This window comes from Stenotrophomonas sp. (assembly GCF_032056425.1).
GTDB lineage: Bacteria > Pseudomonadota > Gammaproteobacteria > Xanthomonadales > Xanthomonadaceae > Stenotrophomonas.
This window is the reverse complement of the sequence record NZ_DAMBCN010000039.1, coordinates 11,580-23,232: the sequence shown is the minus strand read 5'-3', so window position 1 is coordinate 23,232 and position 11,653 is coordinate 11,580. Positions and strand designations below refer to the sequence as shown.

The 11,653-nt window shown below is 67.7% G+C and carries 9 protein-coding genes; 3 read left to right on the top strand and 6 right to left on the bottom strand.

All coding sequences use genetic code 11. The annotated features are described in order from the left end of the window. The 6 genes from carB to RTY46_RS18400 all read right to left on the bottom strand — a co-directional run. Positions 1-2,206 (bottom strand): carbamoyl-phosphate synthase large subunit (gene carB, locus RTY46_RS18425; protein ID WP_312710211.1); only part of this gene is annotated, 2,206 nt, incomplete at its 3' end. Positions 2,207-2,356: 150 nt separating this feature from the next. After that, a complete protein-coding gene (carA, locus tag RTY46_RS18420; RefSeq protein ID WP_312710209.1) occupies positions 2,357-3,484 on the bottom strand; it encodes a glutamine-hydrolyzing carbamoyl-phosphate synthase small subunit in 1,128 nt (375 codons plus the stop codon). Positions 3,485-3,772: 288 nt separating this feature from the next. After that, the gene (gene dapB, locus RTY46_RS18415) at positions 3,773-4,501 is read right to left on the bottom strand and encodes a 4-hydroxy-tetrahydrodipicolinate reductase (protein WP_312710208.1); all 729 of its coding nucleotides are present in this window, start codon (positions 4,499-4,501) and stop codon (positions 3,773-3,775) included. A 94-nt stretch (positions 4,502-4,595) separates the two neighbouring features. Further along, positions 4,596-4,841 carry a DUF6587 family protein gene (locus RTY46_RS18410; protein WP_312710206.1) on the bottom strand — a complete coding sequence of 82 codons (246 nt, stop codon included), beginning with the start codon at positions 4,839-4,841 and terminating at the stop codon, positions 4,596-4,598. Then, on the bottom strand, positions 4,841-6,703 hold the full coding sequence (feoB, locus tag RTY46_RS18405; RefSeq protein WP_312710204.1) for a ferrous iron transport protein B: 1,863 nt from the start codon (positions 6,701-6,703) through the stop codon (positions 4,841-4,843). Before feoB ends, RTY46_RS18410 begins: the two co-directional genes overlap by 1 nt. Continuing rightward, positions 6,700-6,954, bottom strand: a complete 255-nt coding sequence (locus tag RTY46_RS18400) for a FeoA family protein (protein WP_312710202.1) — start codon at positions 6,952-6,954, stop codon at positions 6,700-6,702. Before RTY46_RS18400 ends, feoB begins: the two co-directional genes overlap by 4 nt. A gap of 119 nt (positions 6,955-7,073) precedes the next feature. On the opposite strand from RTY46_RS18400, the gene RTY46_RS18395 reads away from it, so the two are divergent. From RTY46_RS18395 to RTY46_RS18385, 3 genes are all read left to right on the top strand, one after another. Continuing rightward, a complete protein-coding gene (locus RTY46_RS18395) occupies positions 7,074-7,862 on the top strand; it encodes an enoyl-CoA hydratase/isomerase family protein (RefSeq protein ID WP_312710200.1) in 789 nt (262 codons plus the stop codon). A 183-nt stretch (positions 7,863-8,045) separates the two neighbouring features. Next, entirely contained in the window at positions 8,046-8,939 is an 894-nt protein-coding gene (locus RTY46_RS18390; protein ID WP_312710198.1) for a hydroxymethylglutaryl-CoA lyase, read from the top strand. Beyond that, positions 8,936-11,500 (top strand): EAL domain-containing protein, encoded by a 2,565-nt coding sequence (locus RTY46_RS18385; RefSeq protein ID WP_312710197.1) that lies wholly within the window; start codon positions 8,936-8,938, stop codon positions 11,498-11,500. Before RTY46_RS18390 ends, RTY46_RS18385 begins: the two co-directional genes overlap by 4 nt. Positions 11,501-11,653 lie beyond the last annotated feature (153 nt).

Here is an 11,653-nt window from a genome sequence, read left to right as displayed (position 1 = left end):
GGGCCAGGTCGGATTCGCCGTAGACGATTTCCATCGCGCGGCCGCCCAGCACGTAGCTCGGGCGCACCACCAGCGGGTAGCCGATTTCGCGGGCCAGCAGCAGGGCTTCCTGGTCGTTGCGGGCGATGCGGTTCGGCGGCTGCTTCAGGCCCAGCTTGTCGACCAGCTGCTGGAAGCGCTCGCGGTCTTCGGCCAGGTCGATCGAATCCGGGCTGGTACCGATCACCGGCACGCCGTTGGCTTCCAGCGCGCGCGCCAGCTTCAGCGGGGTCTGGCCGCCGTACTGCACGATCACGCCCTTGGGCTGCTCCAGTTCGACGATTTCCAGCACGTCTTCCAGGGTCAGCGGCTCGAAGTACAGGCGGTCGGAAGTGTCGTAGTCGGTCGAGACGGTTTCCGGGTTGCAGTTGACCATGATGGTTTCATAGCCATCCTCGCGCAGCGCCAGTGCCGCGTGCACGCAGCAGTAGTCGAACTCGATGCCCTGGCCGATGCGGTTCGGGCCACCGCCCAGGATCATGATCTTGTCGCGGTTGGTCGGCGCGGCCTCGCACTCGTCCTCGTAGGTCGAGTACAGGTAGGCGGTGCCGGTGGAGAACTCACCGGCACAGGAGTCCACGCGCTTGTAGACCGGGCGCACCTTGTGCGCACGACGCAGCGCGCGGATGGCCGCTTCGTTGGTGCCGGTCAGCTGGGCCAGGCGCGCATCGGAGAAACCGGCACGCTTGAGCTTGCGCAGGCGCGCAGCGTCCAGCGCGTCGATGCCACCGGCAGCCACCTCGCCTTCAGCGGCGATGATCTCTTCGATCTGGTCCAGGAACCAATGATCGATGAAGGACAGCGCGTAGATGTCGTCCACGCTCATGCCGGCGCGGAACGCATCGGCCACGTAGAACAGACGCTCTGGGCCCGGTGCCTTCAGCTCGCGGCGCAGGGTCTGCAGGTCATCTTCGCTGCTCAGGTCCAGGCCGGTCGGGTCGAAGCCGACCTTGCCGGTTTCCAGGCCGCGCAGGGCCTTCTGTACCGATTCCTGGAAGGTGCGGCCCATGGCCATCACTTCGCCCACCGACTTCATCTGGGTGGTCAGGCGTGCATCGGCGGCCGGGAACTTCTCGAAGGCAAAACGCGGAATCTTGGTGACGACGTAGTCGATGGACGGCTCGAACGAGGCCGGGGTCAGGCCGCCGGTGATTTCGTTCTTCAATTCGTCCAGGGTGTAGCCCACGGCCAGCTTGGCGGCGACCTTGGCGATCGGGAAGCCGGTGGCCTTGGAGGCCAGCGCCGAGGAACGCGACACGCGCGGGTTCATCTCGATCACCACCACGCGACCGGTCTTCGGGTTGATGCCGAACTGCACGTTCGAGCCACCGGTGTCCACGCCGATCTTGCGCAGCACGGCGATGGAGGCATCGCGCAGGCGCTGGTATTCCTTGTCGGTCAGGGTCTGCGCCGGGGCCACGGTGATCGAGTCACCGGTGTGCACGCCCATCGGGTCCAGGTTTTCGATCGAGCAGACGATGATGCAGTTGTCCGCGGTATCGCGGACCACTTCCATTTCGAATTCCTTCCAGCCCAGCACCGATTCTTCCACCAGCACTTCGGTGGTCGGCGACAGTTCCAGGCCGCGGCTGACGATCTCCACCAGTTCTTCGCGGTTGTAGGCGATGCCGCCACCGCTGCCGCCCAGGGTGAAGCTGGGGCGGATGATGGTCGGGTAGCCGACGCGGGTCTGGATCTCCAGCGCTTCGTCCAGGGTGTGGGCGACGGCGGCGGTCGGGCACTCCAGGCCGATCTCACCCATGGCCACGCGGAACAGCTCGCGGTCTTCGGCCATGCGGATCGCTTCGCGCTTGGCACCGATCAGTTCGACGTTGTACTTCTCCAGCACGCCGTTGTCGGCCAGGTCCAGCGCGCAGTTCAGCGCGGTCTGGCCACCCATGGTCGGCAGCAGGGCATCGGGCTTTTCCTTGGCGATGATCTTCTCGACCGTCTGCCAGTTGATCGGCTCGATGTAGACGGCGTCGGCCATCTCCGGGTCGGTCATGATGGTGGCCGGGTTGCTGTTGACCAGCACCACGCGGTAACCCTCGTCACGCAGGGCCTTGCAGGCCTGGGCGCCGGAATAGTCGAACTCACAGGCCTGGCCGATGACGATCGGGCCAGCACCGATGATGAGAATGGTCTTGAGGTCAGTGCGCTTGGGCATTTTCTTCTCTAAGTCAGTACAGCGTGACAAGGGGGAGTGATCGCACGCTGTCGATCAGGAATCTTGATCCGCAGCGCCGCGCCAGGGGCAGCAGCGATGCGGGGGCTTACGGTCCATCGCGACGCCACCGGCGGGCCGGCGGCGCACTGATCACGCCTTGCTCTGCTCCATCAGGGCCACGAAGCGGTCGAACAGCGGTCCCACGTCGGTCGGGCCCGGCGAGGCTTCCGGATGGCCTTGGAACGAGAACGCCGGCACGTCGGTGCGGGCCACGCCCTGGTTGGTGCCGTCGAACAGCGAACGGTGGGTCACGCGCAGGGTCGGCGGCAGGGTTGCTTCGTCAATGGCAAAACCGTGGTTCTGCGAGGTGATCATCACCCGGCCGTTGTCCAGGTCCTGCACCGGGTGGTTGGCGCCGTGGTGGCCGTGGCCCATCTTCATGGTCCTGGCGCCCGAGGCCAGGCCCAGCAGCTGGTGCCCCAGGCAGATGCCGAAGGTCGGGATCTTCACGTCGATGAAGGTCTTGATCGCTTCGATGGCGTAGTCGCACGGTTCCGGGTCACCCGGGCCGTTGGACAGGAACACGCCGTCCGGCTTCAGCGCCAGCACCTCGGCCGCCGGGGTCTGCGCCGGCACCACGGTCACTTCGCAGCCGCGCTCGGCCAGCATGCGCAGGATGTTGGTCTTCACACCGAAGTCGTAGGCCACGACCTTGAACCGGGCCGGCACGCTGACGAACGCGTTGGCGTCCAGGTCCAGCTGGCCTTCGGTCCAGGTGTAGGTCTTTTCGGTGGTGACCACCTTGGCCAGATCCATGCCCTTCAGGCCCGGGAACTTGCGGGCGGCTTCCAGTGCCTTTTCCACGTCGATGTCACCGGCCATCAGCGCACCGTTCTGTGCGCCCTTCTCGCGCAGGATGCGGGTCAGCTTGCGGGTGTCGATGCCGGCGATGGCGACCACGCCGCGCTGGATCAGCCAGTCCTGCAGCGACACCTGGCTGCGCCAGTTGCTGGGACGGCGCGGCACGTCGCGCACGATCAGGCCGGCCGACCACACCTTGGACGCTTCATTGTCCTGGTCGGTCATGCCGGTGTTACCGATATGCGGATAGGTCAACGTGACCATCTGCCGGGCGTAGGACGGATCGGTCAGCACTTCCTGATAGCCGGTCATGGCGGTGTTGAACACCACCTCACCGACGGACAGGCCGGGCGCGCCTACGGATTCGCCCTCGAATACGGTGCCGTCTTCGAGGACGAGGATTGCGGCTTGGGTCACGGAATTCTCACTTTGGCTACCGAAGGGGGGCCGAAGTCACGCCTGCGCTTCACGGAAATCCGGTTGCAAAAAAGCGCGGACGTACGGTCTGGGACCGGTCCGGCTTTCGTGATTCGGCGAGTGCGAATTGTAGCGCCGCTGTGGCGCTGGCGCCAGCGGTTATATCGCTTTATGAACAGGCGATTGCGTATTCATTTCAATCCGCAAGCGTATGTGGGCCATCGCGGTAGCGCCGGGCCATGCCCGATGGAACTGACGAGACCGCCGGGCATGGCCCGGCGCTACCGGTTAACGGGGGCCATCCAGCAGGTCGCGCACGCGGTAACTGCCCGGCGCGCGGCCATGCAGCTGGCGGGCGGCAAACAGCGCGCCGCGGGCGAAGATGTCGCGGTTGGTGGCCCGGTGCACCAGCTCGATGCGCTCACCCATCCCGGTGAACTGCACCAGATGCTCGCCAACAATGTCGCCGGCCCGCAGGCTGGCGTAGTGCGGCTGCGCCCCGCCCCGCTGCGCCGCGGCGCCCAGGGTAAGCGCGGTGCCCGAGGGCGCGTCCTTTTTCTGCGTGTGGTGGGACTCAACGATGTCGCAATCCCAGCCGGCCAGCGCCTGCCCTGCCCGCTCCACCAGCTCATCAAGCACCGCCACGCCCAGGCTGAAGTTCGAGGCCCAGACCAGTGGGATCTGCGTGGCCGCCGCCTCCAGCCCCTGCCGCTGCGCGGTGGAAATGCCGGTGGTGCCCGACACCAGCCCGGCACCACGCTGCACGCACAGCGCCAGCATGGCATCGAAGCCCTCCGGCAGGCTGAAATCGATGGCTACATCAAAGGTCGGCGCACCGGCCAGCTCGCTGGCGGCGAAGAACGGCACGCCATCCACCACGCGCTGGGCCGGCGCGCGGCCAGTGACCGCCGCAACGATCTGCAGGGTGTCAGGATGTTCGGCGGCCAGGCGCAACAAGGCCTGGCCCATGCGCCCGGAGGCGCCGTGGATGAGCAATCGCAGGGGGGTCTGGTTCATGCAGGAAGGCTAGCGGCAGCGCCCCGACCCGTCCAGTAGATCCACGCCATGCGTGGATGAAGGCCCCGCGAACAACAGTCGAGCAGGCTCGACGCTACCGCTTCGTGGGCCCGCAGCTGTCGCAGCCACCGCAGGCGCCACCAGCGCCGCTGGCCGGGGGCGCGATCTTCCGGCCCAGCGCCTGCAGCCATGCCGGCCGACCGGGCTTGAGCAGCGCCAGCGCCATGCCGCCGCGCAGCTTCCGCGCCGCGCCGGGGAACTGCTTCTTCAGCACCACCCACGCACTGACCAGCACGGCCAGCGCGATGATGAGGTACTGGATCAGCAGCCCGGTGGTCATCAGCCGCCCCCCAGCGCCACGGTCACCTGGTAGGTGATCAGCGCCGCCACGTAGGCCGCAGCGAACAGATACACGGTGGCAAAGCCCATCTGCTTCCACGAATTGGTTTCGCGCTTGATGGTGGCCAGGGTGGAAATGCACATGGGCGCGTAGATGAACCACACCAGCAGCGACAGACCCGTGGCCAGCGACCAGCCATCACTAAGCAGCGGCGTCAGCGCCTGCGCTGCGGCATCGTCATCGGCGGCCGACAACGCATACACGGTAGCCAGCGAAGACACCGCCACTTCGCGCGCAGCCATGCCCGGGATCAGCGCGATGCAGATCTGCCAGTTGAAGCCCAGCGGCGAGAAGATGGCGGTCATCGCATGGCCGATCTGCCCGGCGAAGCTGTAATCGATGGCCGGCATGGTCGCCCCTTCCGGCGCGCCGGGGAAGGACAGCAGGAACCACAGCAGCACGGTCAGGGCCAGGATGATGCCGCCCACGCGCTTGAGGAAGATCATGCCGCGCTCGTACAGGCCCACGGCCAGATCGCGCGGGTGCGGAATGCGGTACGACGGCAGTTCCAGCAGCAGCGGATGCTCGCTCTTGTCGCGGCGCCACTTCTTCATTACCCACGACATCACCAGCGCACTGAGAATGCCGGCCACGTACAGGCCGAACAGCACCAGGCCCTGCTGGTTGAAGATGCCGACCTTACCCTCGGGAATGAAGGCGCCGATCAGCAGCGCGTACACCGGCAGCCGCGCCGAGCAGGTCATCAATGGCGCCACCAGGATGGTGGCCAGGCGGTCACGCGGGTCCTGGATGCTGCGGGTCGCCATGATGCCCGGCACGGCGCAGGCGAAGCTGGACAGCAGCGGAATGAAAGAGCGCCCCGACAGGCCGGCGGCGGCCATCATGCGGTCCAGCAGGAACGCCGCGCGCGGCAGGTAGCCCGACTCTTCCAGGGCCAGGATGAAGGCGAACAGGATCAGGATCTGCGGCAGGAACACCACCACGCCGCCCACGCCGGCGATGATGCCGTCGGTCAGCAGGCTGGTCAGCGGCCCGGCCGGCAGCGCGCCGGCGGCCAGCTCGCCCAGCCAGGCGAAGCCGGCTTCGATGCCGTCCATCAGCGGCGTGGCCCAGGCAAACACCGCCTGGAAGATCAGGAACATCACCACCACCAGAGTAGCCAGGCCGAATACCGGGTGCAGCAGCCAGCGGTCCAGGGCGTCGTCGATCTTTGCGGTGCGCGCCGGCATGCGCACGGCCGCCGACAGAATGGCGCGCACCTTGCCGTGGTAGTCGATGCCGCCTTCCACGCCGGCCAGCGGCGCATCCAGGTGCGGCACCATGGCGTCGAGGCGCTCCACCAGCGCGCGCGCGCCCTGCTTGCGCACCGCCACGGTTTCCACCACCGGCACGCCGATCTCTCGCTCCAGCGCGGCCACATCGATCTGGATGCCACGGCGCTGCGCCGCATCGACCATGTTCAGCGCGATCACCATCGGCTTGCCCAGCTCGCGCAGTTCCAGCGCGAAGCGCAGGTGCAGGCGCAGGTTGGTGGCGTCGATCACGCACAGCAGCACGTCCGGCGCCGCCTCGCCCGGGTAGAAGCCCCGGCACAGGTCGCGGGTGATCGCTTCGTCCAGGCTGGCCGGGTGCAGGCTGTAGGCACCGGGAAGATCGAGCACGGCAAATTCCCGACCGGACGGCGCGCGCAGGCGGCCTTCCTTGCGCTCGACGGTAACGCCGGTGTAGTTGGCCACCTTCTGCCGGCTGCCGGTCAGCTGGTTGAACAGCGCGGTCTTGCCGCTGTTGGGGTTGCCAACCAGCGCGATGCGCAGCGGCGTGGCGGAGGCGTTGCTGGTCATGCACGGCTTTCCTGGCGGGCGGCGTCGATGACGACGCGCTTGGCTTCAGAGATACGCAGGGCGAAACGGGTGAAACCGACCTGCACCAGCAGCGGCTCGCCCCCCACCGGGCCCTTGGCCAGCAGACGCACTTCCTCACCCTCGACGAAGCCCAGCTCGCGCAGGCGGCGGGCAATGGCATCGTTGGCGTGCAGGTCCTGCACGGAATCGACCACGGCCGGGGTGTGCAGGGGCAGTTCGGACAGCGTCATCTAGCGTGTTCTCTGCTGGATGTAAATGGTTCTCGATTCTAACATTCCCGCGTCGCGTCATGGCCCATGACCAATGGCCCGCTATGATCCATACAGGTATGAAGTGACCCTGGAATCCCATGAACGATGCTTTGCAGATCGAGCGCACCGGCGCCACCGTGACCCTCTGGCTTAACCGGCCGACCCTGCACAACGCCTTCGACGCCGGGCTGATCGCTCAGTTGACCACGGCGCTGGACGAGGCCGGCCGCGATGACAGCGTGCGGGTGGTGGTGCTGGCCGGGCATGGCGCCTCGTTCTCGGCCGGCGCCGACCTGCAATGGATGCGCAGCATGGCCGCGGCCAGCGAGGCGGAGAACCGTGACGACGCGCTGGCCCTGGCGCGCCTGATGCGCACCCTGGACGAGCTGCCCAAACCGACCCTGGCGCGGGTGCACGGCGCCGCCTTCGGTGGCGGGGTGGGCCTGGTGGCCTGCTGCGATATCGCCATCGCCAGCACCAGCGCCCGCTTCGGGCTGACCGAAAGCCGTCTGGGGCTGCTGCCGGCGGTCATTTCCCCCTACGTGATCCAGGCCATCGGCGCCCGCCAGGCCCGCCGCTGGTTCGCCACCGGCGAGCATTTCGACGCCGAGACCGCGCTGCGCATCGGCCTGGTCCACCAGTTGGTGGAACCGGGCCGCCTGGACGACGCCCTGCATCGCCAGCTGGCCCTGCTGGACAAGGCCGGCCCGATCGCCGCCGCGTCGGCCAAGCAGCTGGTCCGCCAGGTCTGCGACAGCCGCGACCGCGACCGCCTGGACCTCGACAACGCCGACCTGATCGCCCGCCTGCGGGTGTCCGCCGAAGGCCAGGAAGGGCTGGGCGCGTTCCTCGACAAGCGCGCGCCGCACTGGGTCACCGAAGCCTGAGCGCTTTCCTGCACGCCCTGCACACTGCGTGGCCGGTCATATGGGCGGCCTGCGTATCCCCTCTGGCAGCCGGTACAACCGCCTGCCCTGCTCCCCAGGACCCGACGTGACTCGACTCCCGACGACTGCATCCAGCACCGCAGCTACCGCCCGCCCCGCCGTCCCGTACAGCGGGGCACGCGCATGAGCGATTTCGTCCGTATCGTCGAAGTCGGCCCGCGCGATGGCCTGCAGAACGAAAGCCAGGCCGTGTCCACCGCCGACAAGATCGCCCTGATCGATCGCCTCTCGGCCACCGGGCTGCGCACCATCGAAGCCACAAGTTTCGTCAGCCCGCGCTGGGTACCGCAGCTGGCCGATGCGGCCGAGGTCTTTACCGGCATCACCCGACTGCCCGGCGTGGCCTACCCGGTGCTGGTGCCCAACGAACAGGGCTATGACCGCGCGCTGGCGGCGGGCGTGCAGGAGGTGGCGGTGTTCACCGCGGCGTCGGAAGCCTTCAACCGCCGAAACACCAATGCGGGCATCGACGAATCGCTGGCACGCTTCCAGCCGATCCTGCAGCGCGCACTGGTCGACGGCGTGCGCGTGCGCGGCTATGTGTCCACGGTATTGGGCTGCCCCTACCAGGGCGAGGTGCCGCTGGCCGATGTCGTCTGGGTGGCCCGCGCCCTGCATCGCATGGGCTGCTACGAAATCTCGCTGGGCGACACCATCGGCGTCGGCACCCCGCACAAGGCCCGCGCCATGCTGCAGGCGGTCGCCGCCGAAATTCCGATGTCCGCCCTGGCCGTGCACTTCCACGACACCTACGGCCAGGCCATCGCCAACATCGCCACCTGTCTTGAAGAAGGTGTGCGCGTGGTCGACAGCGCGGTATCCGGCGCCGGCGGCTGCCCCTACGCCAAGGGCGCCAGCGGCAACGTCGCCAGCGAAGACGTGGTCTACCTGCTGCGCGGCCTGGGCCTGGAATGCGGGGTGGATCTGGATGCGTTGGCCGCCACCGGCCGCTGGCTGGCCGGGCTGCTGGGCCGTACCACCGCCAGCCGCACCGGCCAGGCATTGGCGGCTACATGACCGCCCGCGGCCCGCGTGACCGTCCGGCCCCCGGCAAATCCTCCGCCGCAACCGACGTCGCCCTGGCCGCACTGGACAGCGCGCTGGCCGCCACCCCGCCGCCCGCGCTGGCCGCACTGCTGAAGCAGGCCCGCCAGGCCCTGCTGGATGAGCGCCAGCGCGCACTGGATCATCAGTCGCGTTATGCGGCCCTGTTCGATGCCGTACCCGATCCGGTCAGCATCCTCAGCGCCGAGGGGGTGGTGCTGGATGTGAACCGGGCCGGCATTCAGGCCTACGACCGCCCGCGCGAGGCCATCGTCGGCCAGCCCATCGAACTGCTGAACCCGGACCTGCCCAGCGACCACCTGGAACCGGTCTGGGAAGCCCTGAACCGGGGCGACACCTACGTCATCGAAGTCACCAACATGCGTGGTGATGGCAGCCGCTTCCCGGTGGAGGTGCACTCGGCCGGCTTCAGCGATCGCGGCGAGCGCTGCATCGTGGCCGTGGCCCGCGACCTGAGTGGTCGCTGGCGTGCCGAATCACGCTACCGGCTGTTGATGGAATCCATCGACAAGGGCGTGATCCTGTTCGACCGCAACCTCAACGCCCTGTCGGCCAACCCGGCCGCGCACCGCATCCTGGGCCTGGCCGGCGATGGCACTGGCCTGCACTCGCTGCTGGACCCGGAAGCGTGGATCGTGGTGGACGAACACGGGCAACCGCTGCCCACGGCGATGTGGCCGACCAACCGCTGCTTCCAGGCCGGGCGGGTGATCCGCAGCACGGTCATTGGCCTGTACCACCGCCCGCGCGGGCGCATGCTGTGGCTGTCGTGCACAAACGTGCCGGTGTTCAGCAGTGGCTGCGACGAGGCCGGGCACGTGTATGCGATGTTCAGCGACATCACCGAGCTGAAACGCAACAGCCTGCTGTTCTCGCGCGCACAGTCGCTGGCCCACATCGGCGGCTGGGAATGGGACCGTGGCCTGCAGCGGCTGTACCTGACTGACGAGGCGCGGCACATCGTCGGCCAACCCACCGATGTGCAGGACATGCCGGATCTGCTGGACTGCCTGCGCAGCGACGATCGCCAGGCCCTGCAGCAGGCCCTGACCGACACCATCGAACACCGCAGCAGCTTCGGCCTGGAACTGCAGGGGCAGCGCCGCGATGGCCATTCGTTCTGGATCCGCATGATCGGCGAAGTGTCCGCGGGGGATGTCGATGCCGCGCGCATCGCCGGCACCCTGCAGGACATCACAGAGCGCAAGCAGGCCGAGGAAACCCTGCGCGTGCAGGCGCGCACCGATCCACTGACCGGCATCATGAACCGCGACGCCGTGCTCAGTGATCTGGACGTGCGCATGGCCAGCCCCGGCCATGACCGGGTGGCGGTGCTGTACATCGACCTGGACCGCTTCAAGGTGGTCAACGATCTGCTGGGGCACAACGCCGGCGACGAGCTGCTGATCGAGGCCACCCAGCGCATCGCCCGCGCGATCGGCACCGAGGGCCTGCTGGCCCGGTTTGGCGGCGACGAGTTCCTGGTCATCTGCGATCTGCGTGACCAGCCCGACCAGGCCGAACAGCTGGCCGAACGCATCATCACCGCCTTCGTGCCGCCCTTCCAGCTGGGCAGCGACGAGTTTCCGGTAACCGCCAGCATCGGCATCGCCTGCGCCCCGCAGGACGGCGACCGGCCGCAGCAGCTGATCCAGAATGCCGACATCGCCATGTACGAGTGCAAGCGCCGCACCCGCAATGGCTGGCAGGTGTTTTCGCAGGAGCTGGCCGAGCGCCAGAACGACCGGTTGCAGATTGAAAGCCGCCTGCACAAGGCCCTGGATGGCGACGAATTCCGCCTGGTCTACCAGCCGCAGGTGAACCTGCGCACCGGCGCCACCATCGGCTGCGAAGCCCTGATGCGCTGGCAGAACAGCCAACTGGGGGAAATGCGCCCGGACCTGTTCATCCGCCACGCCGAACATACCGGCGATATCGTGCGCATCGGCCACTGGGCGCTGCGCGAAGCCTGCCGCCAGGTGCGGCAGTGGCGCGACGCTGGGCTGGGGGGGATGCGGGTGGCGGTGAACGTGTCCTACCGCCAGTTCACCGGCGACGACCTGGCACGCAACGTGCGCAGCCTGCTGGACGAGTTCGAACTGCCCGGCACCGCACTGGAACTGGAATTCACCGAACGGGTGTTGATCGAAGACGCGCCCGACACCCTGCGCACCTTCGCCCGCCTGCGCGAGATGGGGGTGATGCTGACCATCGACGATTTCGGCGAGGGCTACAGTGCCCTGAATTACCTGCGGCGGCTGCCGATCCACGGCCTCAAGCTCAGCCAATTGTTCGTGGAAGGCATTCCGCGCAACCGCTCGGACGTGGCGGTGTGTGAAGCAGTCTGTGCGATTGCCCGCAGCCTGGGCCTGGGCGTGGTGGCCGAAGGCGTGGAAAACGAGGCCCAGCGTCAGTGCCTGCTGGATCTGGGGGTCGCCGTGGGCCAGGGCTTCCTGTTCGCCCACGGGCTGGAGCCGGCCGAGTTCGAGCGCCACCTGGCCCGCAGCCGCTGACCCCGCCCCCCCCTGGGCGCCAACCCTCCCCACCTCGGCGGGTGCCAACCTTTCCCACTCCGGTAGGTGCCAACCTTGGTTGGCACGATTTCCCGCCTGGTAGGTGCCAACCTTGGTTGGCACGATTTCCCGCCTGGTAGGTGCCAACCTTGG